Raw genomic sequence first — 26218 nt, forward strand, 5'->3', positions numbered from 1 at the left:
ATTGCCGGCGGGTCGGGTCGCCCGCGCGGCGGCCACGAATCGGCGTGGGGGTGAGGCGTGGCGTCAATCCGGACCGGGCTCGGCATCCAGGCCGTTCTGACGGCGCTCGCCGCGCTGATCCTGCTGGCGATGCCCGGCATCCCGAGCCCGCCGCTCTACGTCTCGCTCGCCGGCTTCGCGATGGCGGGCATCCTGATCGCGGCGAACTCCATCTCGGCCTACCTGAAGGTGTTCGTCTCGGTCTACGGCGTCGGCTACCTGCTGCTCGCCGGCACGAAGACGCTCGCCGCGATGGGGCTGCTGCCGCCGGTGATCGCCGCGCTGCTGCCCCCGGCCTTCGCCGCCACCGGCGCGGTGGTGTTCGCCGGCATCGTGTTCGGCATCTCGTTCCTGGAGCCGATCCGCGCGATCACCGCCATCGCCGACCCGTACTTCGCCAACCGCGACAAGCCGACCAAGGAGATCGGCCTGTTCCGCCTGTTCGGCACCACCGAGGGCCGCATCGGCCGCAACCTCGTGGCGCTGTCGATCTTCGTGAACTTCGCCGACGTGGCGCTGACCCTGCGGTTCAACTTCTTCTACCGCGACATGTACAACTCGCTGCAGGAGTACAACGCGGACGCGTTCTGGCACCAGCTCCTGTGGATCTTCGTGCCGCTGGCGGCGCTCAACATCGCCATCGGCATGTTCGACCTGTTCGTCGATTCCTCGCTGCACATCCGCTGGCGGACGTGGCTGACCCACAGCCTGTACGAGCGCTGGCTGGGACAGGGGACCCACTACCGCATCCCGTTCACCGACGAGGAGGCGGACAACCCCGACCAGCGCATCCAGGCGGACGTCAACGCCTTCATCCAGCAGACCGCGAGCCTGTCGATCCGGCTGCTCTCCCAGGCGGCGCAGCTCGTCTCGTTCATCGTCATCCTGTGGACGCTGTCGCGCGACTTCGTGCTGCCGTTCACCGACACGGTGGTGCCGGGCTTCCTGGTGTGGCTGGTCATCGCCTACGCGGTGGTCGGCACGTGGCTCACCCACATCATCGGCCGGCCCCTGATCGGGCTCGACTTCAGGCAGGAGAAGGTCGAGGCGGATTTCCGCTTCTCGCTCGCCCGCAACCGCATCTACTCGGAGCAGATCGCGCTGCTGCGCGGCGAGCGCGCCGAGTCGAGCCGCCTGGCCGGGCTGTTCCACGCGATCATCGCCAACTACGTCCAGATCATCTATCGCCGCATCAAGCTGATCGCCTTCACCTTCAGCTACCGGCAACTGAGCGTGGTCTTCCCGCTGATCATCGCCGCGCCGTCGTTCTTCGCCAAGAAGATCACCCTGGGCGCACTGCAACAGACCGGCGACGCGTTCAGCAACGTGCAGAACTCGCTGTCCTTCTTCGTGAACGCCTACACGACGCTGGCGGCCTACAAGGCCAACACCATCCGTCTCGGCTCCTTCCGGCGGGCGATGACCAAGGCCGAGGCGCTGGCCGCGGCGGGCTACGGTCTCGCGCAGGGCAACGACACGGCGGGCGACGTGACCGCCAAGGGCCTCGCCCTGGCCCTGCCGGGGGGCCGCGAGATCATCCAGGCCGACGCGCTCGCCCTGCCCAAGGGCGCCGCCACCCTGGTGACCGGGCCCTCGGGCTCGGGCAAATCGACCCTGTTCCGGGCGATCGCCGGGATCTGGCCGTTCGGCCGGGGCCGCATCGACGTGCCCGCCGGGCAGTCGGCGCTGCTGCTGCCGCAGCGCCCCTACATCCCGCTCGGCACCCTGCGCGGCGCGGTGGTCTACCCGAACGGCGCAGACCAGTTCACCGACGCGGCGATCCGCGAGGCGCTCACCGCCGCGCAGCTCCCGCACCTCGTCGATCACCTCGACGAGACCGACACCTGGGAGCGCCGCCTCTCCGGGGGCGAGCAGCAGCGGCTCGCGATCGCCCGGGCGCTGCTCGCCAAGCCGGAATGGCTGTTCCTCGACGAGGCGACCGCCTCCCTCGACGAGCCGTCCGAGGCCACCCTCTACCGGATGCTCCGCGAGCGGCTGCCCGGCACGACGATCGTCTCGATCGGGCACCGCTCGACGCTCGACGCCTTCCACGACCGTCGGGTGGTGCTGGAGCCCGAGGGCGACCGCTTCGTGCCGCGGGAGCGGCGGGCGGTCCCGGCCGAGTAGCCGGCGTTCGAGCGCCGTTCGCGCGCGGGGCGGCGCGACGCCCGGCAGCGCTCGAACGCGGCGCCCGCCGCGGCGCCGGGAGAAATATCGGCCGGCCTTGCCGAATTTGACCGGGTGCGGAACATGTGACGGCAACCTCCGTTTGTAAGGCGCTCAACGATACGGAGGAACGCATGACCAAGACCACGACCCTCGCGGGCGCCGCCCTTCTGCTCCTGTCGACGGCCGCCTTCGCCGCGCCGTGCTCGACCGGCACCACCGTCAACCGCAGCAGCGACGCCAGCAAGTCCTCCACCGTCGACCCGAACGCCACCGCCAACACGACGCCGGGCGCGAAGTCCGAGTCCCCCGGCACGGTCGGCGCGATGAACAACGCCGGCTCCGCCACGCCGACCTCGCCCGGCGACGTGCAGCGCCAGTCCGAGGGCAAGCCCACCGCGGCCCAGGCGGCCAAGGGCGGCAACGACTGCTGATCCAAGCCGTACCCAGCGTGTTTCGCGCCCGCCCGGCCCCGCCGCGGCGGGCGCGTCCGTGAGAGCTAGCCCGCAGCCCTGCGCAGCGCCGAGGCCGCCCGCGCCGCCCGCTCGATCGCCGCGGGGTCCGGCGTCCCGGCCTTCACGACCCAGCTCCCGCCGACGCAGAGCACGGCGGGCAGCGCCAGCCACTCGGGCGCCGTCGCCTCGGTGATGCCGCCGGTCGGGCAGAACCGGACCTTGCCGAACACGGCTGTCAGCGCCTTCAGCGCCTTGATCCCGCCCGCGGCCTCGGCCGGGAAGAACTTGAAGCGGTCGAGCCCGTGGTCGAGGCCGCGCATGATGTCGGCGCTGTTGGCGACCCCCGGCAGGTAGGGCACGCCGGAGGCGATCGCCGCCTCGGCGAGCGGCGCGGTGAGGCCCGGGCTGACGATGAACCGCGAGCCGGCGTCGATCGCCGCGTCGAGGTCGCGGGCGTTCAGCACGGTGCCGGCGCCGACCACCGCCCCCTCGACCCGGGACATGATCCGGATCACCTCCAGCGCCGCGGGCGTGCGCAGCGTGACCTCCAGGGCCGTCAATCCCCCGGCGACCAGGGACCGGGCGATCGGCTCGGCGTGGGCCGGATCCTCGATCACGAGGACCGGGATCACGGGGTTGGCGCGCATCAGCGCATCGATACCGGTCATCGTGGTGTCTCCGAATCAGAGCCCGGCGGCGGCGAGCAGCGCCGAGGCGCCCCGTTCGGCCGCGTCGGCGCCGTGGCGCATGAAGGCGAACAGCTCGCGGCCGGTCCCGGGCTGGGGCGTGGGCGTCGGCGCAGGCTCGCGGGCGGCGAGCTCGGCGTCGTCGACCATCACCTCCAGCAGGCCTTCGGCCGCCGACAGGCGGACCACGTCGCCGTCGCGGATCCGGCCGATCACGCCGCCGCCGAGCGCCTCCGGGGTCAGGTGGATCGCCGCCGGCACCTTGCCCGACGCGCCCGACATCCGTCCGTCGGTGACGAGCGCCACCTTGTGCCCCCGGTCCTGGAGGACGCCGAGCGGCGGGGTGAGCTTGTGCAGCTCCGGCATGCCGTTGGCCTGCGGCCCCTGGAAGCGCACCACCACCACCACGTCGCGCTCCAGCTCCCCCGCCTTGAAGGCCTTCAGCACGTCGTCCTGGTCGGAGAACACCCGGGCCGGCGCCTCGATCGTGCGGCGGTGCTCCTCCACCGCGCTGGTCTTGAAGGTCGCCCGGCCGAGATTGCCCTTGACGAGGCGCATGCCCCCGTCCGGCTGGAACGGGTTGTCCGGGCGGCGGATCATGCCGTCGTCGAGGCTCTCCGGCACCGCGTCCTCGAAAGCGAGGTCGTCGCCGTGGAGCTTCGGATCGCGGGCGTGGTCGCGCAGGGAGGAGCCCGCGACGGTGAGGATGTCGTCGTGCAGGAGCCCCGCGTCGAGAAGGGCGGCCATCACGAAGCTGATGCCGCCCGCGGCGTGGAAGTGGTTCACGTCGCCCGCGCCGTTCGGGTAGACGCGGCAGATCAGCGGCACGGCCGCCGACAGGCGGTCGAGATCCTCCCAGTCGATCAGGATTCCGGCGGCGCGGGCGATGGCCGGCAGGTGGATCGCGTGGTTGGTCGAGCCGCCGGTGGCGAGCAGCCCCACCGCCGCGTTGACGACCGCCTTCTCGTCGACGCACAGCCCGAGCGGCCGGTAATCGTTGCCCGCGGCGCCGATCTCGGTGAGCCGGTGGATCGCCGCCCGGGTCACCGCCTGCCGCAGCTTGGTGCCGGGGTTGATGAACGACGCGCCGGGCATGTGCAGGCCCATCATGTCCATCATCATCTGGTTGGAATTGGCGGTCCCGTAGAAGGTGCAGGTTCCGGCCCCGTGATAGGAGGCGGACTCGGATTCGAGCAGTTCCTCGCGGCCGACCTTGCCCTCGGCGTAGAGCTGGCGGATCCGCTGCTTCTCCTTGTTGGCGAGCCCCGAGGGCATCGGCCCGGCCGGGATCAGGATGGTCGGCAGGTGGCCGAAGCGGAGCGCCCCGATCAGCAGGCCCGGCACGATCTTGTCGCAGATGCCGAGCAGCGCCGCCCCGTCGAACATCCCGTGGCTCAAGCCGACCGCGGTCGACAGCGCGATCGTGTCCCGGGAGAACAGCGACAGCTCCATGCCCCGCTGCCCCTGGGTGACGCCGTCGCACATGGCCGGGGTGCCGCCCGCGACCTGGGCGGTGGCGCCGCGCTCCCGGGCGAACAGCTTGATCTGGTCGGGATAGCGCCCGTAGGGCTGATGGGCCGAGAGCATGTCGTTGTAGGCGGTGACGATGCCGATGTTCATCGTCTTGCCCGCCCGGATCGCCGGCTTGTCCTCGCCGGCGGCGGCGAAGCCGTGGGCGAGGTTGCCGCAGGCGAGGCTCGGACGGTGCACGCCGGACTCGCGCTCCCGCGCGATCAGGTCGAGATAGGCGCGCCGGCTGCCCCGCGAGCGCTCGACGACGCGGGCCGTGACGGCCGCGACCTCGGGATGAAGCTCGGTCATGGATCCTCTCCGCAGCGGCCTGCGGCCGCTTCGCCGCGCCCGTCCGCGAGGGCATCGCGGCCGGGCGATTGGAGAGAGTCTAGGGTGGGACGCCGCGATCGCAAACCGCCCCCGCCGCCGCGGCCGTGACAGACAGGACCGGGCCGACCCGCGCCCGACGGCGAGATCAGTACTGCCAGAAGATGCGCTGCAGCTCCTTCGCATCGCTGGTCTTGGTCAGCGCGACCGCGGCGAGGATCTTGGCCTTCTGCGGATTGAAGTCGTGGGCGGCCACCCAATCGTAGGTGTCGTCGGGCTGCTCGGCATTGCGGATCACGAAGCCGTCCGGCACCCGCGCCGAGCGGATGATCGGGATCCCCTTGGCGCGGATCTCCTTGAGCTTGTCGACGATGTAGCCGGCCACCGAGCCGTTGCCGGTGCCGGCGTGGATCACGGCCTTGGCGCCGGCCTGGACCACCGCATCGTAGGAGGCCGCCAGCATGTTGCCCGAACCGTAGACGATCGCCACCAGCGGCAGGCTGTCGATCTGGTCGATGTCGAACTCGGACGTCATGTTGTGGCGCTTGGTGAGCGAGCGGAAGAAGTAGGTCTTGCCCTCCACCACCATGCCGAGCGGCCCCCACTGGCTGTAGAAGGCGCTCGGCACGACGTTGGTCCGCTTGGTCACGTCGCGGCCGGACTGGATGTAGTCGTTCATCGTGACCGTCACGCCCTGGCCGACCGCCTCCTTGCTGGCAGCGACCGTCACCGCGTCGAGCAGGTTGAGGGCGCCGTCGGCGGAGATCGCGGTGGACGGCCGCATCGAGCCCACCACCACGATCGGCTTGTCGCTCTTGATCACGAGGTCGAGGAACAGCGACGTCTCCTCCAGCGTGTCGGTGCCGTGGGTGACGACCACGCCGTCGACGTCGTCCTGCTTGAGGAGCGCCGACACGCGCTTGGCGAGCTGGACGAGCTGCACGTCGGTGAAGCTCTCGGAGGCGATCTGGAAGACCTGCTCGCCGCGCACGTTGGCGACGTTGGCCATCTGCGGCACCGCCGCGATCAGCTTGTCGACCGGCACCTTGGCCGCCGTGTAGGTGGCGCTGTTGGCCGCGTCCGCCCCCGCGCCCGCGATGGTGCCGCCGGTGGCGAGGATCACGACGTTGGGCTTGCGCGCCGGCGCCTGGGTCGCCGCGTCGGGCATCTCGCGCGCGGCCAGGGGACCCGCCGCGAAGGGACCGGCGAGGGTGAGCGCGAGGGCGGCGGCGCGGAGGCGGCCGGACGCGCCGGAGCGGCTGGCGAGCATCGAAGGATCCTCTGAATGGGGCTCGAAGCGGGGCTTGCGCCCGCGAACGTAGCGGCGCCGGCAAGGCTCGCAAGACGCGTGCGCGGGCTCCCGGCGGATCTTCGCCAAGCTTGGGCCGTTCTGTATGCTGGTTCCCGTTGGGAGGCTCGACTCATGCTGCACCTCGCCGGACTGCTCGACGAACTGGAGCGCAGCGAGCCCGCCCGCGCCGCGATGACCATGCTGGAATCCGCGCTCGCCCGGCGGAGCACCGAGGAGCAGGGCGCCTTCTGGCACGCCGTCGACCTGTACTACGTCTCGCGCAAGGCGCCCCCGGAGACGACGGTCCCGGCGGTGGACGCGGCGGAAGCCGCCCTGCGGGCCTGATACGCCCGCCGCTTATTCGGGGCGGCAGGGCCTGTCAGGAGGGCCTGTCAGTCCGCCCGCGCGGCGCTCGATCGACGGGCGCATGCGCCGTGCCCTCTCCGAATCGCACGGCCGGTCTGGACGCCGTCGCCGAACAGGGCTTTGCTCACGGTGCGCGGTTTCGCGCGCGATGCCCGGAGGCTCTTACGGTGTCCCTGCCGCTCGTCAGCCGTTCGACCCTCGACGAACTCGCCGACGTGATCGGCCGGGAGAAGCTGGATCGCCTGGTCGATCGCTTCGTCGAGAGCCTCGGCTCGGCCTTCGCGGGCCCGGCCGGGTCGGGCGATGCGTGCGCCCGGGAAGCGCACACCCTGATCTCGATGTCGGGCATGCTCGGCTGCGAGGCCCTGTCGCAGGCCTGTCGCGATCTGGAGCAGCAGGCCAAGGCCGGCGGCGACGTCTCCGCGCCGCTGACAGCCCTGCGCGCCCTGCGCGACCGGACGGTCGCCGAACTGCGCGCGATGCGGGCGGAGGCGGGTCCCGCGCGCTGATGGGCGCGTCGGCGGGGCGCTACGTCACGCCCCGCGCGCCGCTCCGGCGGGATCGACGGCGACCGCGTCCAACGGCGCCTCGATGGTCAGCACCGCTCCGGTCGGCGGGTAGCTCAGCCGCACCGTGCCGCCGAAGCTGTGGGCGAGGCTGCGGGCGATCAGCCGGCTGCCGAAGCCCGTCCGCGTCGGCGGGGTCACGGTCGGACCTCCGACCTCCTCCCAGCGGAACCGCAGCCGCGGGCCCTCGGGCGCCTCGTCCACCCCGGGCGCCGCGGCAGGCTCTCCGCCAGCCGCCTCCGCGTCGCTCACCGCCCAGGTGATCGCCACGTGCCCGGCCGCCGAGGAGAGGGCCCCGTACTTGGCGGCGTTCGTGCCGAGTTCGTGCAGCATGAGCGCCAGCGTCATCCCGTGGCGCGGCCCGAGCGTCAGGTCCGGTCCCGTCACCCGGAAGCGGCCGGGCACGCCGTCGCCGTGCAGCGCCACCGCGCCGTCGACCAGGGCGGTCAGCGAGGCGCTGGCGAAGGAGCCTTGCAGCAGCACGTCGTGGGCCTGGGCGAGCGCCAGCAGGCGCGCGGCCAGCGCCTCGCCGGCCGCCTCCAGGGAGCCCGCGTTGCGCAGGGTCTGGGCCGCCACCGCCTGGATCAGCGCCAGGGTGTTCTTCATCCGGTGGGCGAGTTCCTGCATCAGCAGGGTCTGGCGCGCCTCGGTCTGCTTCAGCTCGGTGATGTCGCGCGAGACCGCCAGGATGCGCTCCGGCCGGCCGTCCGCGCCGTCGATCGGCGTCACCGCGATATCCCACCACGTGGTGGTCCCCGCGCCGGATCCCACACCGTCGAGCATCGCCTGGAACCGGCTCGGGCGGCCGAGCCGCGCCGCGTGCAGGGCCGCGAGCACCCCGGCGCGGCTCTCGGGACAGGTCCAGAAATCCGCCCAGCACCGGCCGATCAGGCCGGCGAAGTTGGTGGCCCCGAGGACCGCCGGGCCGTTCTCGCTCACGGTGATCAGCCGGCCGTCGAGGTCGAGCACCTTCACGAAATCCGTGGTGGTCCAGAGGATGCGGCGGGTGAATTCCTCGCTGGCGCGGAGCTGCGCGTTCAGCTCCTCGGCGTCGGCGAGCCGCGCCGCGCCGTCGGCGAGGTCGCGCCGGAACGTGGCCACGCTCTCCTCCGCGACCAGCCGCTCGGCGGCGAACCGCTCCGCTTCCAGGCGGATGGCGCTGCGCTCGGATTCCACGATGCGGCCGAGGCGGCGGCTGCGCTCGGACTCGGCGTCGGCGTGCGACGTCGCCCGGCTCAGCAGCGTGCGCAGGTACAGGTTCTCGGCCTCCAGCCGGTCGAGGCGACCCGCGGTCGCGTCCGCTCCCGGCAACACGATGCCAGCACTCATCGAACGGCCCCCTCCAGCTCGTTCCGAGCGGGACGCCGCCGTGAGGGCGCGCGCCGTCGCGTCGACCCGCCGAGGGCGAGGCGCGGCGATGGGTCGTCGATGCTCGGGCGCGCCCCGGCGGGTCATCCCGCTTCTCGGCCGCACCCTCGCCCGCATCCTCGCGATTCGATGGGTCCGATCACGCTACCACGCGGCCGCCGGATCGCAAGACCTGCGTGTATTCGGTTCCCCACGAAAACTACGAAACCGTTGCGGCGTTACGGCGCAATGCATCATTTGTTTCGCATGAGCAGCACGAGCCAGCCGATCCCGAGGATGAAGACGACGAGCCCGATCGACACGAAGACGGGCGTGCCGAGGTCGATCAGCCGCGGGGCGAGCTGGGTCGCGAACGCGGCCACCACCAGGGCGACGGCGACGCGGGCGGCGGCCCGCTCGATGCCGCGGGTGATCTTGTCGAGCCCCTTGATCTCGATCTCCACCGTGACGCGGCCCTGCTTGAGCCGCACCAGCATCAGGTGGATCAGGGTCGGCAGCTCGGAGGCGGCGCCGTAGAGGCCGACGCCCAGCGCCTCGGCCTTCTGCTTGAGGCCCGCGAGCGAGAACTGCGTCTTCATGGTCGCCCGCACGGTCGGCCCGGCGGCGGCGAACAGGTCGAAGTTCGGGTCGAGGTAGCGCATCACCCCGTCGGCGGTGACGAGGCCCTTGAACAGGATCGCGAGGTCGGTGGGCATCGCGAGGTCGTTCTCGCGGGCCATGTTCATGAAGTCGGTGAGCACGAGCCCCAGGTTGAGCGGGATCGTGGAATGGCTCTCCACGAAGGCCTGGGCCGAGACCTGGAGCTTGGTCAGGTCGGGGTTGCTGGCGCCGGTCCAGTCGAGCAGCACCGCCATCAGCCCGTCGGCGTCCTGCTTCAGCATCGCGCCGATCAGGATCAGGAGCTGCGAGCGGCGGCGCTGCGACAGCCGCCCGATGATGCCGAAATCGATGAAGCCGATCCGGTTGCCGGGCAGCGCCAGCATGTTCCCGGGATGCGGGTCGGCGTGGAACACGCCCTCGATCAGCGCCATCTGGAGGAAGGCGTCGGTCCCCTTCTGGGCGAGCAGCTTCTTGTCGATGCCCGCCGCCTGGAGGGCCGCCTCGTCGTTCGGCGGGATGCCGTGGATGAAGTCCTGCACCAGCACCCGCTCGGAGCAGTAATCCCAGTGGATCTTCGGGAAGACGATGTCGTCCCGGTCCTCGAAGATCTGCGCCAGCAGCTCGCAGTTGCGGGCCTCGTTGAGCAGGTCGAGCTCGCCGTTCAGCCCGTCCGCGAGGTGGCGCATCTGCTCGCGCGGCTGGTAGCGGGCCATGTCCGGCCACTCGTTCTCGACGATGCGCGCGCCGTGCGCCATCAGCCGCAGGTCGGCCTCGATGATCTTGCGCAGGTTCGGGCGCAGGACCTTGACGATCACGTCCTCGCCGCTGTGCAGCCGCGCCCGGTAGACCTGCGCGATCGAGGCCGAGGCGATCGGCTCGATGTCGAAGCTCGCGAACACCTCCGTGGCGGGCCCGCCGAGATCCTGTTCGAGGTGGGGCTGGATCTGCTCCCACGGCACTGGCACCACCTGGCTGTGGAGCTTCTGCAACTCCTCGGTCCAGGCGGGGGACAGCAGGTCGGGCCGGCTCGCGAGCACCTGCCCGAACTTGATGAAGGTCGGCCCGAGCGCCTCGATCGCCCGGCGCAGGCGCTCGGGCTCGGACAGGCGGGTCACGTCGAGCCGCGGCTGGCGGCGCGGCAGCAGCGGCAGCGCGCGCAGGCCGAGGCGATCGACCACGCGGGTGACGCCGAAGCCGATCAGGATCGAGGCGATCTCAGACAGGCGCTGACGATCGCGGGCTGCGACGAAGGCGGTCTTCAGCATGGTGCCGGGCGATCCCTGAACGCGAGTGAACGGGGACAGCCCGATCTTCCGGACTTTTTTGGGACCGCCGCGGACCGAACTGCGCGCACGCCCGCGGCCGGGCGGCGGGCGTGCACGCCTGCAACGGCTGCGGGTATCAGCGCCTCGCCACCGCGTCGATCGCGTCGAGCACCCGGTCGATGTTGTGGGCGTTGAGCGCCGCGACGCAGACGCGGCCGGTCTCCAGGGCGTAGACCTCGTGGTCCTCGCGCAGGCGGGTCGCCTCGTCGGGGGTCAGGCCCGTGTACGAGAACATGCCCTTCTGCACCTTGATCGCCGCGAAACCGCGATCCGGATGGCGCTGCTGGAGGCTGTCGGCCATCCGCACCCGCATCGCCTGGATGCGCTCGCGCATCTCGGCGAGTTCCCGCTCCCAGTCGGCGCGGAGCGCGGGATCGGTGAGCACGGTCTCGACGATCGCCGCGCCGTGGGTGTGCGGGTTCGAGTAGCTCGCCCGCACGAGCCGCTTGGCCAGCGCCTCGACCTTGGCGCGCAGGCTCGAATCGGCCGCGACGATCGTCAGCGCCCCGACCCGCTCGCCGTAGAGCGAGAACGACTTCGAGAACGAGGAGGCTACGAGGAACTCCTGGCCCGATTCGGCGAACCGCCGGACCGGGGCGGCGTCCGCGTCGAGGCCGAGGCCGAATCCCTGGTAGGCGATGTCGAGGAACGGGATCAGCCCGCGCTCGGCCATCAGCGGCACGAGGTCGGCCCATTCCTCCGCCGTCAGGTCGGCGCCGGTCGGGTTGTGGCAGCAGGCGTGCAGCACCACGATCGCGCCCGCGGGCAGCCGCTCCAGCGCCGCGCGCATCGCCCCGTAGTCGACGCCGCCGGTGTCGGCCGAGAAGTACGGGTAGTCGACGACCGTGAAGCCGGCCTGCGCGAACAGGGCGCGGTGGTTCTCCCAGGTCGGGTCGCTCACCGCCACGGTGGCGCCGGGCTTGAGCCGGGCGAGCACGTCCGCGCCCATCTTGAGCGCGCCGGTGCCGCCGACGCTCTGGAGCGTCGCCGCGCGGCTCTCGCCGAGGATCGCCGCGCCGGAGCCGAACAGCAGCGCCTGGACCGCGTCGCGGAACGGCTTGGTGCCCTCGATCGGCCGGTAGGTCTTGGGCAGGGCCTTGTCGATCCAGCGGCGCTCGGCCTCCTGCACGGCCCGCAGGCGCGGCACCTTGCCCTCCGCGTCGGTGTAGACGCCGATGGCGAGGTTGAGCTTCCCGGGCCGGGTGTCGGCGTTGAACGCCTCGAACAGGCGCATGATCGGGTCGAGCGGCGCGTCTTGGATGCCGGCGAACAGCGAGGTCATCGATCTTCAGTCCCAGAACGTCGGGCGCGCGGCGGGGACGGGACGGTGATGGCCGCCCGCGCCGGGCCGCGCGCCTTATCGCGCACATCGCCGCGGACCGCGACCCGTGCGCGGAGCGGGACACGTCTGCGGCCGGATCGTGCGGGCGACGGATGGTGCGGGTCTTCTACACGGGTCTTCCGGGAGCGCCGCTGTGCGGGCTAGACTCCCCCTAGCCAGACCCCCACGAACCCGCCGCGCGCGGGCCCGACTTCCGGACCGGACCCGATGCGCCCCGCCGCCCTGCTCGCCGCCCTCCTGCTCGCGACGCCGGCCGCCGCGCAGGCGCCGGTCCGAATCGGTCTGTCGGCCCCGCTCACCGGACCGGACGCGGCCTACGGGCAGGGGCTGCGCCTGGGCGCCGAGCAGGCGGTCGCCGATCTCAACCGGGCCGGGGGCGGGCGGCGCTACGCCCTGGTGACGGCCGACGACGCGGGCGAGGCGCGGCAGGCGGCGGCGGTGGCCAAGCGCTTCGCGGGGGAGGGGATCCGGCTCGTGGTCGGCCCGCTCGAATCCTCGTCGGTCGCCGCCGCGAGCCCGGTCTACGACGAAGCCGGCGCGGTCGCGATCACGCCGGGCGCGGCCTACGGCCCGCTCACAGGCCGCGGCCTCGGCACCCTGTTCCGTCTCGCTGCGAGCGACGCCCAGCAGGGGCGGGCGGCGGGCGCCTACCTCGCCCGCGCCTTCGCGGGCAGGCCGATCGGGATCGTGCACGACCGCAGCACCTTCGGCCGCGGGCTGGCGGAGGCCGTCTCGGCGCGCCTCAGGCAGGCCGGCGCGCACGAGGCCGTGTTCGAGGGGTTCGACCGCGGCAGCCGCGACCTCGGCGATCTCGTCGGCCGTCTCAAGGCGGCGGGGGTCGCGGCGGTGTATGTCGGCGCGCTCGCCCCCGAGGCGGCGAGCCTCGCCCGCGCCCTGCGCGAGGCCGGCTCCGGCGCCGTGCTGGTGGCGAGCGACGGGGTGCTCGATCCCGTCTTCGCGGCGGGCGCGGGGTCGGCCGGCGAGGGCACGGTGATGACGCTGCCCGCCGATCCGCCGCGCCTGCCCGAGACCCGCGGCGGCCGGGCGGCGCCGCGGACGCCGGAGGGCGAGTCGGTCGCGGCCGCGGCCTACGCCGCGGTCGAGCTCCTGGCGCAGGCGGCCGAGCGCGCCCGCGCGGTGGAGGCGCGGACCGGGCGGGTCGACGGGCGCAAGGTCGCCGAGGCGCTGCGGGGCGCGCCGCTGCGCACGCTGCTCGGCCCGGTGAGCTTCGACGCCCGCGGCGATCAGGTCGGCGAGCCGGTGACCCTGCGCGTCTGGCGCCGCGGCGCCGACGGCCGCCTCGACTACGCCGGCAACGAGCCGGCGCTGTGAGGGCGGATGCCTGAGTGGGCCGACCCGTCCGCCTCGCGGTACGGATTGCTCCGCGGTACGGATTCATGTCGATGACGGCCGCCCGCGCGGCCCGGCGCCTTGCCGCCGGTTGCCGCGACGACTAAATGCGGGCGGCGTAACCGGGCTGACGGGACCGATCTCGGATCGGACCTGCTCGTCCCTGCGCGTCCCCGCGACACGACTGCAACCCCGAAAAGATTGCCGGAACGCCTGCTGCCGGACGGTCCGACTGGAGAAGGTGGATGGCAAAAGAAGAGTTGATGCAGTTCGACGGTCTCGTGATCGAGATCCTGCCCGACGCCCGCTACCGGGTGCAGCTCGATCAGGGCCACGAGATCGTGGCCTACACGGCCGGCAAGATGAAGAAGAACCGCATCAAGACCCTGGCCGGCGACCGGGTGACGGTCGAGATGTCGCCCTACGACCTGGAGAAGGGCCGCCTCGTGTTCCGGCACAAGGACGAGCGCTCGGGCCCGCGGCCGCCGGTGCGCGGCGGTCAGTTCCGCCGCCGCTGACGTGACCCCGCGCGGCGCCGCCGCGGCGACCGCCTACGGTCTGCTGACCTTCACCGCCTTCCTGTGGGCGGCCAACGCCGTGGCGGGCCGCTGGGCACCGGGCCACGTCTCGCCCCAGGTCATCACCACCCTGCGCTGGGCGATCGCCTGCGGTCTGCTGCTGCCGCTCGCGGGCCGCCGGTTCGCGGCCGAGTGGACGGTGCTGCGCCCGCACTGGCTGCGGGTGACCCTGATGGGCGGGCTCGGCTACACCGTGTTCGCCAGCCTGTTCTACGCGGCCGGCGCCTATACCAGCGCGGTCAACCTCGCCCTGTTCCAGGGGGCGATCCCGGTCCTGGTGATCCTGCTCAACCGCCTCGTCTACGGCACCCGCGTCGGCACCGGGCCGGCGCTCGGCGTGGCGCTGACCCTGTGCGGGGCCGCTCTCGCCGCCACGCACGGCGATCTCGCGGTGCTCACCGGCCTCGCCTTCAACCGCGGCGACGTGCTGATCTTCCTCGGCTGCGTGCTCTACGCGGGCTACACGATCCTGCTGCCGACCCGGCCGAAGGTCTCGGGGCTGACCTTCTTCACGGCGATGGCGCTCGCCGCCTTCGTCACGTCGCTGCCGCTGCTCGCCGCGGAATGGGCGGCGGGCCGGGCGATCTGGCCCTCGCGCGAGGGCTGGCTGATGATCGCCTTCGTCGGCCTCGGGCCCTCGCTGCTGTCGCAGCTCTCGTTCATGCGCGGGGTCGAGCTGATCGGCCCGAACCGGGCCGGGCTGTTCGTCAACCTCGTGCCGATCTTCGGCGCGGGGCTCGCCGTCACCCTGGTCGGCGAGCGGTTCGGCCTGACGGAGGCCGCGGCCCTGGCACTCGTGCTCGGCGGCATCGCCTGCGCCGAGCGCCTGAAGCCCGCCCCGCCCCCGGAGGCGACCGGCGCCTACTCGCAGACGCGGACGCGGCGGATGTAGACGTCGCCGTAGGGGTCGATCGAGCGGCGCCGCTCCCAGTGGCAGACCGGGCCGTACTCCTCGACGTAGACCGGCGGCGGCGGGGCCCTGTAGACCGGCCGTCCGGGGTAGTAGCCGTTGTTGGCCGAGGCGATGGCGCCGCCGACCGCGAGGCCGCCGAGCACGCCGAGGGCCGCCGCGCCGCCGGCGCCGATGCCGTCGCGGGCCTGCGCGGCCGGGGCGAGGGCGGTGAGCCCGGCGAGAACCAGGGCCGTCGCACGTATCGTTCGCATCTGTCCCCCTCTGGGTTGCGAGCCGCGCGGATTGCCCGTCGCGATAGGGCCAGAACAGCCGAGATTTTGGGCGATTGTTCGGCGCACGGCCGGCACGACCGATGCGGCGAGCACCCGCTCGCCGAGCCCGATCGGTTCAGGAGGCTTCGGCCGTCCGGGTCGCCGGGGCCGTACGGTCCGGCGCACGGGGGATGGACCGTGCCTGGACCCCGGCTCGCGCGGCGTCCTACGGCTGGTCGGTCTGATTGGGGCGGGACGCGATGGGGCGGACGACGGAAGGCTGGGGCAGCGGGCTCCTCGGCGTCATCATCTTCAGCGGCTCGCTGCCGGCGACCCGGGTCGCGGTCGGCGGCTTCTCGCCCCTGTTCCTCACCTCGGCCCGGGCGGTGATCGCCGCCGCCCTCGGCCTCCTGCTCCTGTGGGGCCTGCGCCAGCGGCGGCCGGCGCGGGCGGATCTCGTGCCCCTCGGGATCGTCGCGCTCGGGGTGGTGATCGGCTTCCCCCTGCTGACGGCGCTGGCGCTGCGCCACGTCTCGGCGGCGCACGCCGTCGTCTTCGTCGGCCTGCTGCCGCTGGCCACCGCGCTGTTCGGGACCCTGCGGGGCGGCGAGCGGCCGCGCCCGGCCTTCTGGCTGTTCTCCGCGGTCGGCGCCGCCACCGTCGCCGGCTTCGCGCTGGGGCAGGGGGGCACCGCCTCGCCAGTCGGCGACGCCCTGATGGTCGCGGCGATCCTGCTGTGCGGGCTCGGCTACGCCGAGGGGGCGGTGCTGTCGCGCCGGCTCGGCGGCTGGCAGGTGATCTCCTGGGCCCTCGTGCTCGCCGCGCCGGCCATGGCGGCGCTCGCGCTCGCGACGCTGCCGGCGCATCTCGGCGCGGTCGGCGCGCCGGCCTGGGTCGGGCTCGCCTACGTGTCGGTGTTCAGCATGCTGGTGGGCTTCGTGTTCTGGTATCGCGGTCTGGCGCTCGGCGGCATCGCCGGCGTCGGCCAGCTCCAGCTCCTGCAACCATTCTTCGGGCTGGCGCTCGCCGCTCTCATCCTCGGCGAGCCGGTCGCCTGGACCATGCTCGCCGCGACCGGGCTCGTGGTGCTGTGCGTGGCCGGCGCGAAGCGCTTCGCCTGACCGGCTTGACGCCGCCCCCGCCGCGCCCGAAACCGGGCGGGTGAGGGAGACCGAGATGGTGACACGGGGCTTCGTCGGGCGCAGGCAGCCGCCCGAGACCGGCGCGCGCCTGCCGCCGGGGCAGTACCTCACGCAGGATTTCCCGATCCTCCAGATCGGCCCGAACCCGGCGGTCGACCTCGCCACGTGGCGCTTCACGCTCCGCGAGGGCGCCCGGCCGATCACGTCCTGGACCTGGGCGGAGTTCGAGGCGCTGCCGCGCACCGCGTGGCACGGCGACATCCACTGCGTCACCAAGTGGTCGAAGTTCGACACGGACTGGGAAGGCGTCAGCATCGACGACCTGCTGGCCGCTGCCGGCATCGCGGCGCCGACCGGGTATCTGCTCGCCGAATCCTACGACGACTACTCGACCAACGTGCCGGTGGCCGACCTCCTCGGCGGCCGGGCCATGGTCGCGACCCGCTACCGGGGCGAGCCGATCCACCCGGACCACGGCGGCCCGGCGCGGCTGTTCGTGCCCCACCTGTACTTCTGGAAGAGCGCGAAGTGGGTGAAGGGCCTGCGCTTCACGCAGGAGGACACCGCCGGCTACTGGGAGCTGCGCGGCTACCACATGTACGGCGATCCCTGGCGCGAGCAGCGGTACATCGGTGACTGAGCCCGTCGTCTTCCGCTGGCACCCGGCCGTCGTCACGGCGGTCGAGGCCCTCACCCCCTGGGTGAAGAGCGTCCGGCTCGCCTGCGATCTCGCCAAGAGCTACCGGGCCGGGCAGCACGTCGACGTGCGTCTCACGGCCGAGGACGGCTACCGGGCGCAGCGCAGCTACTCGGTCGCCTCCGTGCCGGACGGCAGCGGCACCTTCGAGCTGATGGTCGAGGGCCTGCCCGACGGCGAGGTCTCGGGCTGGTTCTCCGAGGTCGCCGCGGTCGGCGACACGGTCGAGCTGCGCGGGCCGATCGGCGGCTCGTTCTCCTGGGACGGGCCGGACGGCGGCCCCCTCCTGCTCGCGGCCGGCGGCTCGGGGGTCGTGCCCCTGCTCGCCATGCTGCGCCGCCGGGCGCAGGCGTATCCGGAGATCCCGGCCGCCCTGATCTACTCGGCCCGCACCCGCGCCGAGGCCATCGCCCTCGCCGAGCTGGAGGCGCGCGACCGCGCCGAGCCTGGCTTCTCGCTGCACCTGACGACCACCCGCGAGGACCGGGCGCGGCGCGTCGATGCCGATCTCGTCGCCGCGGCGATGGCGCGCCTCGGGCCCCCGGGCCGAGTGTTCATCTGCGGCTCGAACCGGTTCGTGGGCACCGCCTCGGACCTGATCGTCGCCGCGGGCGTCGCGCCGGGGCTGATCCGCACCGAGCGCTTCGGCGCCTGAGGCCGCGCCCCGGACCGTCGGCCCACCCCGGCCTTCGCGACCGCGCCCGGTCCGGGAACCGCGGGCAAGCGCTGCCGTTCACCATGTCTCGGCACCTGGGCCGGGGCAGGAGGCGTTGATGAACGGTACTCTCGGCCGCGTCTGTCTCGCGGCGCTCACGTGCTTCGCCATGGCCGGTGCGGCGTCCGCCCGCGACGCCGATCCCGGCTTCAAGGGCAAGGGCTTCGGCAAGAGTGCCGGCAAGGGCGCCGGCAAGATGGCAATGCCGCACTACTCCGCCAACACGCGCGTCTCGGGGCCGCAGCAGCCCTACGACTGGCCGGTCTCGGACCGCTACCGCCCGGTCTCGAAGCCGTATTACGGCCGGTCCTTCTGAGCCGTAACAGGGGCCGGCGATCGTGGCCCGCGACGCCGTCGCGCCATGACGACTGCGTAGAATCAACGTAGAAGCGAACCCGCGGGGACGGCGCCCGCGGAGTTCTCGAACGTGCCCCGCTACTTCATCGACCTCCACGACGGCGCGCACCTCGTGCGCGACCGGGAGGGACACGATCTGCCCGACCTCGACGCCGCCCGCGCCACGGCCGTGCGGATCCTGACGCGGGTGGCGCAGGGCTTCTCGCACGCAGCCGGCCGCGAGGATTACGTGGTCGCCGTGCGCGAGGCGGGCGGGGCGGTGCGCCTGCGCCTCCGGATGTCGCTCGATCCCGATCCGGTCGATTAGCGCGTGGCCGCACCTCAGGACTCGACGGGCCGCGGGTCCGCGTCGGGCGCGGGGGGACGGTCCTGGGGGCGGGGCGTGGCCGCCGCGTGCCTGTTCGGCGTCGGGCTGTGCGAGATGCTGGTCACCAACCGGTGGATCGGTGCGGAATGGGCGCCGCCCTGGCTGTGGGCGCCGGTGGTCGTCGTCGGCTACGTCGCCTTCCTCGTGCTCGCCGGCTTCACCAGCCTCGCGGGCAACCTCGTCGTCGGCGTGCTGGTCCTGGCTCTGACGTGGCGCCACTGGGGCTGGCCGCTGTGGCGGGCCGCCCCGGTCGCCGCCCCGTACTGGATCGCCTTCTACCAGATCATCCCGAAGCCGTGGTGAGCCGGCCCCGCCCGGCCGCTTCTCCCGCGCAACCGCCCCATGCCGCCGCGGCTGTGGTCACCGGGCGCCGGAGAGAGTAAATAACGGCGATCCGAATGGAATCCGCCGCCCGACTCGCCGCATCCTCGCGCCGGGCGCGGCCGTCGAAAGCCAGAATCCTTTGCCGTTCCCGACCCTGCCCGCCCCCCTCGCGCGGGCGCTCACCGATCGCGGCTACGCCGAGCCGACCCCGGTCCAGGCCGCCGTGCTGGAGGCCGCCGCCGGCACCCGCGACCTGCTCGTCTCCGCCCAGACCGGCTCGGGCAAGACCGTCGCCTACGGGCTCGCCATGGCCGGCGCCCTGGTCGGCGAGGCCGAAGCGCTGCCGCCGCCGGGCGCGCCGCTCGCCCTCGTGATCGCCCCGACGCGCGAGCTGGCGCTCCAGGTCCAGCGCGAGCTGTTCTGGCTCTACGGGCCGGCCGGGGGCCGGGTCATGGCCTGCGTCGGCGGCATGGACCCGCGCCGCGAGGCGCGCTGGCTCGCCGACGGCGTCCACATCGTCGTCGGCACGCCGGGCCGCCTGCGCGACCACCTGGAGCGGCGCAACCTCGACCCAAGCGCGCTCCGCGCCGTCGTCCTCGACGAGGCCGACGAGATGCTCGACCTCGGCTTCCGCGAGGACATCGAGTTCATCCTCTCGGCGACGCCCCCGGAGCGAGCGACCTACCTGTTCTCGGCGACGCTGCCGAAGGGCATCGAGGCGCTGGCCGAGCGCTACCAGCGCGACGCGCTGCGGCTCGCCGTGAAGAGCGAGACGCGCGGCCACGCCGACATCGCCTACCGGGCGGTGCGGGTGCTGCCGCGCGAGACCGAGCACGTGGTGCTCAACCTGCTGCGCGAGGCCGACGCGCCGACCGCGATCGTGTTCTGCAACACCCGCAACGCGGTGCGCCATCTCCAGGCGAGCCTGACCGAGCGCGGCTTCTCCGTGGTCGCCCTGTCGGGCGAGCTGGGGCAGGGGGAGCGCAACGCCGCCCTCCAGGCGCTCCGCGACGGCCGGGCCCGGGTCTGCGTGGCCACCGACGTCGCCGCCCGCGGCATCGACCTGCCCTCGCTGAGCCTCGTCATCCACGCCGACCTGCCCCACGACGCCGAGGTGCTCCAGCACCGCAGCGGCCGCACCGGCCGCGCCGGCCGCAAGGGCACCTCGGTGCTGCTGGTGCCGAATGCCCGCCGCCGCCGGGCCGAGCAGATGTTCGCCATCGCCAAGGTCAGCCCGGACTGGGGCGGTCCGCCCTCGGCCGACGAGATCCGCCGCCTCGACGGCGAGCGCATGCTGTCCGACCCGCTCTTCACCGAGCCGCCGGCCGAGGAGGATGCGGCGCTCGCCGAGGCGCTGCTCGCCCAGAAGACTCCCGAGGAGCTGGCCGCCCTGCTCGCCCGCGTCTACCGCACCCGCCTGCCCGCGCCCGAGGAGGTGACGGATCCGGGCGAGGGCCGCGTCCGACCCGAGCGGGCGCCCTACGACCCGCTGGCGCCCGAGCGCATCGCCGCGATGGGCCCGGCGGTGTGGTTCCGGCTCAACGTCGGCCGGCGCGACAACGCCGATCCCCGCCGCCTGCTGCCGATGCTGAGCCGCCGCGGCGGCCTCGACCGGCAGGAGATCGGCGCGATCCGCATCTTCGAGCGCGAGACCAAGTTCGAGGTGCGCGGCAACGCGGCGCAGCGCTTCGCCGAGGCGTTCGCCCGCAACGGCTCGCCCGATATCCACGTGGAGGCCCTGGGCGCGGACGCCGCGCCCGCCCCCCGCGCGGGCCGCCCCGGGGGCGGCAAGGGGTTCGGCAGCCCGCGCGCGGACCGGCACCGGCGGCAGGCCGACCGGGCCGGTCCCCGGCCGCACCGCGAGTCCGGCCGGGGCTGAGCCGCGCGTCGGCTCAGCGCGGCGGCGCGGTCACGGACGCCTTGATCCGGGCGAGCAGCGAGAGGCTGGTCCGGCGATGCCGCCGCAGCTCGGCGGCCAGTGCGCCCGCGTCCGGCAGGCCCATCGCCCGGGCGATCCGCCGCGCCGCGTTCTCCGGCGGCGGCTTGGTCAGGTCGTCGAGCACCAGCCGCTGCCAGTGGTAGGCGGCGTCGAGGACGTCGTAGGTCTCCGCGAGCGGCTCCGCGCATTCCGCGGGGATCAGGCCCCGCGCGCCGGCCCGCCGCAGGACGGTGGCGCCGTCGAGGCCGGTGCAATCGGCGGCGCCCGCACCGAGCACGATCGCCTGCGCCAGGAAATCGAGGTCGAACATCCCCCCGGGCGCCAGCTTGAGGTCGTGCGGGCCGGCGAAGCCGCGCTCGCGCGCCACGAGCGCGCGCATCGTGCCGGCCTCGGCGCAGACCGTCCCGGGATCCCGGGGTTGCGCGATCCGCTCGGCGATCGCCGCCTCGACCGCGGCCCGGAGGCCGGCGTCGCCGGCCACGACGCGGGCTCGGGTCAGCGCCATGTGCTCCCAGGGCTCGGCGTCGTCGCGGTAGTAGGTGACGAAGCTCTGGAGCTGCACCGCCGGCGGGCTGTGACTGCCGTAGGGGCGCAGGCGCAGGTCCACCGCGTAGAGGCGGCCCCGCCGGGTCGGCACCGTCAGCGCCGCGTGGACGCGCTGCGCGAGCCGGTTGTAGGCCACGACGGCGTCGAGCGGGCGCGGACCGTCGCTGGTGCGGTTCTCCGGGTCGAAGTCGTACAGGGCGACGAGGTCGAGGTCGGAGGACGCGGCGAGCTGGCGCGATCCGAGCCGCCCGAGCGCCAGGACGCAGCACCGCCCCCGCGGCACCCGCCCGTGCTCCCGGGCGAACCGCCGCTCCTCCGCCTCCAGCACCAGTCCGATGGTCGCCTCGGCGATCCCCGTATACGCCGCGCCCGCCTGCCGCGGGGTGATGAGGCCGGACACGAGGCGCGCGCCCGTGACGAAGGTCATCCGCCGCGTCGCGTCGCGGCATCGATCGAGGAACTCCTCGTGGGTCTCCGGCTCGCCCACCAGCGCCCGGTAGGGCTCGCGCACGTCGCCCGGATCGGGGGCCGGCGCGACGAAGTCGGGCTCCAGCACCGCGTCGAGGATGTGGGGGCTGAGGCCGACGGCGTCGGCGAGGCGCGGGGACGCGCCGAGCAGGTCCGCGAACAGGAGGCGCAGCCGCTCGTGCGAGCGCAGGATCGACAGCAGCTCGGCGGCGGCGGGCATCCGCGCGAACGCCCGGTCGAGGGTGAGCAGCGCGCCGTCGGGATCGGGCGTCCCGCACAGCGCCCGCAGCAGGCTCGGCAGGATGTCGATCAGCGCCTCGCGGGCGCGCCCGCCGCGCAGCGCCGGACGGTGGCCGAGATGCCACTCCTGCACGATCCCGTAGGCGCGCTGGGCCTCCCGGAAGCCGAGCCGCCCGAGCGCCGCGACGGTGGCGGCCTCGGCCTCGCTCGGGCCGAACACGAGGCCGTCCTCGGGCCCTTCGCCGGGACCCGCCTCGAACAGCAGGCCGTAATGCGCCTGCACGCGGGCGGCGTGGCCGAGCAGAGCCGCGTCGAAGGCGGCGCGCGAGGCGAACCCGCAGAACTGCGCGAAGGCCGCGAGCGCCTCCGGCTCCGTGGGCAGGCGCTGCGTCTGCTCGTCGCGCACCATCTGCACGCGGTGCTCGACGGTGCGCAGGAACGTGTAGGCATCCGTCAGCTCGTCCCGGGCGCGGGCGTCGATCCAGCCCGCCTCGACGAGGCCGCCGAGCGTCTCGACCGTCCGGCGGCCGCGCAGCAGCGGCTGGCGGCCGCCGAACACGAGCTGCTGCGTCTGCGCGAAGAACTCGATCTCGCGGATCCCGCCGCGGCCGATCTTGATGTCGTGGCCAGCGACCGCGATCTCGCCGTAGCCCCGCACGGCGTGGATCTGGCGCTTCAGCGCATGGATCTCGGCGATCGCGGCGAAGTCGAAGTGCTTGCGCCAGATGAACGGCTTGAGCTCGGCGAGGAAGGCCTCGCCCGCCTCGATGTCCCCGGCGATCGGCCGGGCCTTGATGAAGGCGGCCCGCTCCCAGTCCTGGCCGATGGACTGGTAGTAGTCGAAGGCGAAGGCGGTCGAGAGCGCGATCGCGGTGGATCCGGGATCGGGCCGCAGCCGGTAATCGACGCGGTGGACGTAGCCGTCCGCGTTCCGCTCGGCGAGGAGCTTCAGGAGGCCCTGCGCCAGCTTGACGAAGACCGGCTTGGCCTCGGCCCCGGCCAGGGCGGCCGCGCGCTCGGGATCGTAGAAGATCACGAGGTCGATATCGCTGGAGTAGTTGAGTTCGCGCCCGCCGAGCTTGCCCAGGCCGAGGACGAACAGCCCCGACCCGCGGGCCGGCGCGTCCGGATCCCCCGGGCGCAGGCGGCCCGCGGCGGTCGCCCCCCGCATCAGCGCGTCGAGCGCCGCCGTCACCGAGGCGTCGGCGAAGTCCGACAGCGCGGCCGTCACCGCATCGAGGTCCCAGCAGCCGCCGAGATCGGCCAGCGCGACGAGCAGCGCGTGCTCCGTCCGGTTGATCCGGAGCCGGCGCCCGACCTCGACGAGATCGCGGTCCGTGGCGCAGGCGGCGCCCGCCGCGCGCTGGCGGGCGATGAGCGCCGCACTCGCGGCCTCCGGCGGCTGCGTCACCAGCGCGGCCAGCCGCTCGGGTGCCCGCACGATCGCCTGCCAGAGAAACGGGGAGTGGTCGGCGAGCCCGAGCAGCAGGGTGCGCAGCGGCGGGGTCAGCAGGCCGGGCGCGAAGGCCGCCTCGATCTCGGCCAACCGCGCCTCCGCGAGCGGCGAAGGGGTCGGATGGATGCGAGGTTGCAGCCTCTCGCGCAGGGCGCCGTCGATCCGCATGCTCATATCCCCGTCCATCCGGGCCCCGCCGTCCGGCCGCCGTGCGGATCGGCCGGCCGACAGCCCGTCTCAGGCAGCGATATAAGCGTCTCCCGGGCCGGTTCGCACGTCACCGCGGGTGGGTCGGATTTCCGGATGAAGCGATGATGCGGACCCGCGCGGTGCCGGATGAAGGTCGCCTGTCGTGGTCACGCGAGATGGGGGGCGCGATCGGGCGGCCTCGCCCGCGATCGACCTCGACAGATCGAGTGAATCGTCGAAGGCCTTCGGCGTGCGATCGCGGCCGGATTGCGGGATGGCGTGTAGCCAAAGAACCCTGACGGAAGCCGACGCAAGGCATCATCGCGTCATCAGCGGGAGCAGACGTCACGCGCTCGTTTTGTGAGCGGCGATTCGATTGTGTGTAAAGCGTCAGGCGGTGGCTGGGGGACCTGGATTCGAACCAGGACTAGAGGAGTCAGAGTCCACCGTTCTACCGTTAAACTATCCCCCAATCCGCGGCGACATCGCGCCGTGTCGACCGGGCGCGCTGCGTGCTGCGCAAGGCGCGGCGTCCGGTGCGGGGGTCGAATAGGCGGAATGCCCGGGCAGGTCAACCGTGTCCGGTCCGTGCGGCCCAGCGAGGCCCGGCAATTCGCGGTCCGGTGTTGACGGCGCTCCGTGCCGGGCCCAAGACCGGGGCGCGGGGCCGGGAAGGGTGGCCGAGTGGTTTAAGGCAGCGGTCTTGAAAACCGCCGTGGGGGCGACTCCACCGTGGGTTCGAATCCCACCCCTTCCGCCAGCGCTTCGCTAAGTGGCTGATCCACCACGAAGCTCACCGAAATCAACGGCTTACGACTAGGCGATTGCTACCCCGTGGTGCTATCCGGGAGCATGAGCGACGTGAGCCGCCACACCTATCTCGCGCAGCGCAAGGGCAGCGCGAACTGGTACTTCAAGGCCAAAGTCCCACGCGATCTCGTAGCTACCTTCGGGCGAGAGCAGGTGTGGAAGTCCCTCCGCACAACCGATCTCGCGGAGGCAAAGCGCCGAGTGCGCGATGAAGCGGACGCATTCGACCGTCAGTGCCGGGCCCTCCGCGATCGGGTGGCAACGGATCCCCTAGATACAATCGGCAGCGTAGCCCTGACCTCGCTCGAAGATGCTGCCATCGATGAAATGGCCATCGCGTGGTTCGAGACCGCAAACGAAGAGGGAAAACGGCGGCACGAGATGGCGGTCCCGTTGGATCGAGACGAAGCCCTCATTCACTTGGCTCAGGACGAAGCCGCGCTGGATGATCCGAACGACCTCGGCCTCGATGCAGCCTATCAAATTGCGGTCCGCCTGCTTCGGGCAAACAATGTGCGCCTCGTCCGGCGCCAGCTCGATCCAATCCGGGCTGCCGTTTCCCGGATGCCATTCGTGGTGGCCAAAGAGGATGCGGCGTCGGCCCAGTTTCGCCGATTGCTGGCGATGTTGCGCCGTGGACAGCTAGAAGACATCAAACGCTGCCGAGCCCGCCTGATGGGCAACTATCGGGCGGTCGCGTTCGATCCTGTCTTCGAGCCGAGTGGCGAACCGAAGGGTAAAACGCTGGCCCAGGTGATCGCTGCCTTTCGCGCAGAGCCGGAGCGGGCGGGCCAGATCACGAAGCTCCAGCAGACATATGACGCGGTTTTCCGCCTCGCTATTGAGCTATTTGGAGCCGACCAGCCAATCCGCGACGTTTCTCGCGAGGATTGCAAAGCGTTCCGGGCGATCGTCCAAGCTCTGCCACCGAATGCGACGAAGCGGTTCCCGGGAAAGTCGCTTGTCGATGTGTCGAAGCTCGGTCTGCCGGAGGCCGACCGTCTTCGGCCGTCCACGATCAACCACTACATCGACTCGTTGGCGACCCTCTTCAATTACGCCGAGAGCGAGCGCTGGATCTCGCAGAACCCCGCGAAGCGCCTCGCCCTCAAGGGCGTGAAGAAACGCCATCGGCGCGACCCGTTCACTGTCGCCGAACTCACCGCAATCTTTCAGGCACTGCTCTACATCGGCTGTCAGGATGACGAGAACGGGTATGCGAAGCCGGGACCGAACCGGCCACGGCGGGGGCGGTTCTGGATCCCGCTGGTGGGGCTCTATACCGGTATGCGCCAAGGGGAGATCGCGCAGCTTCGCACGGAGGACGTGCGCCTGTTCCAGGGCGTCCTCTGCATCTTCATCTCGGCCGACGGCGACGACGTTGACGAGGCCGACCGCAAGCGTGTGAAGACCGAGGCTGGTGAGCGGTACATTCCTGTGCACCCGATGCTGGTGCGGATCGGGTTCGCCCAGCATGTTGAGCGGATGCGCAAGGCCGGCGCCGAGCGGCTGTTCCCGGACATCGTCCGCGGCGCCGATGGATACTTCAGTCCGTTCTCGAAGTGGTTCTCGCGGTTCCTAGCGGACGCCGGGGTCAAGCGTGAGCGCAACGCCTTCCACTCATTCCGGCACACTTTCCGAGATGCGATGCGCGAGGCAAGCGTGCCGCCCGACGTGGTGACGGCGCTAGGCGGTTGGGTCCGCGGAGGGATGGAGGAGCACTATGGAAGCGGTCGGATCACCGCGTCCGTACTCAAAGAGCATATGCAGCGCATCCGGTATGACGGGCTCGACTTGGAACATCTCACAACCTGACTAAGTGCGGTGCTGCCG

23 protein-coding genes and 2 tRNA genes are annotated in these 26218 nt (G+C 72.5%); 16 read left to right on the forward strand and 9 right to left on the reverse strand.

The window, feature by feature from the left end:
* The first annotated feature begins 57 nt into the window (after positions 1-57).
* On the forward strand, positions 58-2166 hold the full coding sequence (locus Q8W71_RS24045; RefSeq protein WP_305527942.1) for an ABC transporter ATP-binding protein/permease: 2109 nt from the start codon (positions 58-60) through the stop codon (positions 2164-2166).
* Between the two features lie 173 nt (positions 2167-2339).
* Entirely contained in the window at positions 2340-2639 is a 300-nt protein-coding gene (locus Q8W71_RS24050) for a hypothetical protein (RefSeq protein ID WP_305527943.1), read from the forward strand.
* Positions 2640-2704: 65 nt separating this feature from the next.
* Here Q8W71_RS24050 and eda read toward each other — a convergent pair whose 3' ends face one another.
* From eda to Q8W71_RS24065, 3 genes are all read right to left on the reverse strand, one after another.
* A complete protein-coding gene (gene eda, locus Q8W71_RS24055; protein ID WP_305527944.1) occupies positions 2705-3328 on the reverse strand; it encodes a bifunctional 4-hydroxy-2-oxoglutarate aldolase/2-dehydro-3-deoxy-phosphogluconate aldolase in 624 nt (207 codons plus the stop codon).
* A 15-nt stretch (positions 3329-3343) separates the two neighbouring features.
* Positions 3344-5167, reverse strand: coding sequence for a phosphogluconate dehydratase (gene edd / locus Q8W71_RS24060; RefSeq protein WP_305527945.1), 1824 nt, complete (start codon positions 5165-5167; stop codon positions 3344-3346).
* Positions 5168-5333: 166 nt separating this feature from the next.
* Complete coding sequence (locus Q8W71_RS24065) at positions 5334-6455, reverse strand: asparaginase (protein ID WP_305527946.1); 1122 nt, start codon at positions 6453-6455, stop codon at positions 5334-5336.
* 153 nt (positions 6456-6608) lie between these two features.
* Here Q8W71_RS24065 and Q8W71_RS24070 point away from each other — a divergent pair, with 153 nt between their 5' ends.
* Positions 6609-6821, forward strand: coding sequence for a hypothetical protein (locus Q8W71_RS24070; RefSeq protein ID WP_305527947.1), 213 nt, complete (start codon positions 6609-6611; stop codon positions 6819-6821).
* Between the two features lie 188 nt (positions 6822-7009).
* A complete protein-coding gene (locus Q8W71_RS24075; protein ID WP_305527948.1) occupies positions 7010-7351 on the forward strand; it encodes an Hpt domain-containing protein in 342 nt (113 codons plus the stop codon).
* Positions 7352-7375: 24 nt separating this feature from the next.
* Here the strand turns inward: Q8W71_RS24075 and Q8W71_RS24080 are convergent, their stop codons facing one another.
* The 3 genes from Q8W71_RS24080 to Q8W71_RS24090 all read right to left on the reverse strand — a co-directional run bounded on the left by Q8W71_RS24080 (position 7376) and on the right by Q8W71_RS24090 (position 11983).
* Positions 7376-8737: a sensor histidine kinase gene (locus Q8W71_RS24080; RefSeq protein ID WP_305527949.1), complete on the reverse strand. Its 1362-nt coding sequence runs from the start codon at positions 8735-8737 to the stop codon at positions 7376-7378.
* A gap of 272 nt (positions 8738-9009) precedes the next feature.
* Positions 9010-10641 carry an ABC1 kinase family protein gene (locus Q8W71_RS24085; protein ID WP_305527950.1) on the reverse strand — a complete coding sequence of 544 codons (1632 nt, stop codon included), beginning with the start codon at positions 10639-10641 and terminating at the stop codon, positions 9010-9012.
* Positions 10642-10777: 136 nt separating this feature from the next.
* Positions 10778-11983, reverse strand: coding sequence for an amino acid aminotransferase (locus tag Q8W71_RS24090; RefSeq protein WP_305527951.1), 1206 nt, complete (start codon positions 11981-11983; stop codon positions 10778-10780).
* A 267-nt stretch (positions 11984-12250) separates the two neighbouring features.
* Between Q8W71_RS24090 and Q8W71_RS24095 the strand changes: the two genes are divergently transcribed.
* The 3 genes from Q8W71_RS24095 (at position 12251) to Q8W71_RS24105 (ending at position 14863) form a co-directional block, all read left to right on the forward strand.
* Positions 12251-13375 (forward strand): branched-chain amino acid ABC transporter substrate-binding protein, encoded by a 1125-nt coding sequence (locus tag Q8W71_RS24095; protein WP_305527952.1) that lies wholly within the window; start codon positions 12251-12253, stop codon positions 13373-13375.
* Positions 13376-13638: 263 nt separating this feature from the next.
* Positions 13639-13911: a translation initiation factor IF-1 gene (gene infA, locus Q8W71_RS24100; RefSeq protein ID WP_305527953.1), complete on the forward strand. Its 273-nt coding sequence runs from the start codon at positions 13639-13641 to the stop codon at positions 13909-13911.
* Between the two features lies 1 nt (position 13912).
* Positions 13913-14863 carry a DMT family transporter gene (locus Q8W71_RS24105; protein ID WP_305527954.1) on the forward strand — a complete coding sequence of 317 codons (951 nt, stop codon included), beginning with the start codon at positions 13913-13915 and terminating at the stop codon, positions 14861-14863.
* Here Q8W71_RS24105 and Q8W71_RS24110 read toward each other — a convergent pair.
* The gene (locus Q8W71_RS24110) at positions 14833-15135 is read right to left on the reverse strand and encodes a hypothetical protein (RefSeq protein WP_305527955.1); all 303 of its coding nucleotides are present in this window, start codon (positions 15133-15135) and stop codon (positions 14833-14835) included. The two genes, Q8W71_RS24105 and Q8W71_RS24110, sit on opposite strands and share 31 nt — an antisense overlap.
* Positions 15136-15395: 260 nt before the next feature.
* On the opposite strand from Q8W71_RS24110, the gene Q8W71_RS24115 reads away from it, so the two are divergent.
* The 7 genes from Q8W71_RS24115 to Q8W71_RS24145 all read left to right on the forward strand — a co-directional run bounded on the left by Q8W71_RS24115 (position 15396) and on the right by Q8W71_RS24145 (position 20616).
* Complete coding sequence (locus Q8W71_RS24115) at positions 15396-16256, forward strand: DMT family transporter (RefSeq protein ID WP_305527956.1); 861 nt, start codon at positions 15396-15398, stop codon at positions 16254-16256.
* A gap of 55 nt (positions 16257-16311) precedes the next feature.
* Positions 16312-16917 (forward strand): sulfite oxidase-like oxidoreductase, encoded by a 606-nt coding sequence (locus Q8W71_RS24120; RefSeq protein ID WP_305527957.1) that lies wholly within the window; start codon positions 16312-16314, stop codon positions 16915-16917.
* Complete coding sequence (locus tag Q8W71_RS24125) at positions 16910-17629, forward strand: FAD-binding oxidoreductase (RefSeq protein WP_305527958.1); 720 nt, start codon at positions 16910-16912, stop codon at positions 17627-17629. Before Q8W71_RS24120 ends, Q8W71_RS24125 begins: the two co-directional genes overlap by 8 nt.
* A 118-nt stretch (positions 17630-17747) precedes the next feature.
* Positions 17748-18005 (forward strand): hypothetical protein, encoded by a 258-nt coding sequence (locus tag Q8W71_RS24130; protein WP_305527959.1) that lies wholly within the window; start codon positions 17748-17750, stop codon positions 18003-18005.
* 111 nt (positions 18006-18116) lie between these two features.
* Positions 18117-18353 (forward strand): DUF6894 family protein, encoded by a 237-nt coding sequence (locus tag Q8W71_RS24135; RefSeq protein ID WP_305527960.1) that lies wholly within the window; start codon positions 18117-18119, stop codon positions 18351-18353.
* Between the two features lie 75 nt (positions 18354-18428).
* Positions 18429-18716 carry a hypothetical protein gene (locus Q8W71_RS24140; protein WP_305527961.1) on the forward strand — a complete coding sequence of 96 codons (288 nt, stop codon included), beginning with the start codon at positions 18429-18431 and terminating at the stop codon, positions 18714-18716.
* Between the two features lie 160 nt (positions 18717-18876).
* Positions 18877-20616, forward strand: a complete 1740-nt coding sequence (locus Q8W71_RS24145; protein ID WP_305527962.1) for a DEAD/DEAH box helicase — start codon at positions 18877-18879, stop codon at positions 20614-20616.
* A gap of 13 nt (positions 20617-20629) precedes the next feature.
* Here the strand turns inward: Q8W71_RS24145 and Q8W71_RS24150 are convergent, their stop codons facing one another.
* Both Q8W71_RS24150 and Q8W71_RS24155 read right to left on the reverse strand, forming a co-directional pair.
* Positions 20630-23554 carry a bifunctional [glutamine synthetase] adenylyltransferase/[glutamine synthetase]-adenylyl-L-tyrosine phosphorylase gene (locus Q8W71_RS24150; RefSeq protein ID WP_305527963.1) on the reverse strand — a complete coding sequence of 975 codons (2925 nt, stop codon included), beginning with the start codon at positions 23552-23554 and terminating at the stop codon, positions 20630-20632.
* 419 nt (positions 23555-23973) lie between these two features.
* Positions 23974-24047, reverse strand: a tRNA-Gln gene (locus Q8W71_RS24155).
* A gap of 198 nt (positions 24048-24245) precedes the next feature.
* Between Q8W71_RS24155 and Q8W71_RS24160 the strand changes: the two genes are divergently transcribed.
* Together Q8W71_RS24160 and Q8W71_RS24165 are read left to right on the forward strand one after the other, a co-directional pair.
* Positions 24246-24335 (forward strand) — tRNA-Ser (locus tag Q8W71_RS24160).
* Between the two features lie 92 nt (positions 24336-24427).
* Complete coding sequence (locus Q8W71_RS24165) at positions 24428-26200, forward strand: site-specific integrase (protein WP_305527964.1); 1773 nt, start codon at positions 24428-24430, stop codon at positions 26198-26200.
* Positions 26201-26218: the final 18 nt, after the last annotated feature.

This window comes from Methylobacterium amylolyticum, assembly GCF_030700245.1.
Lineage (GTDB): Bacteria > Pseudomonadota > Alphaproteobacteria > Rhizobiales > Beijerinckiaceae > Methylobacterium.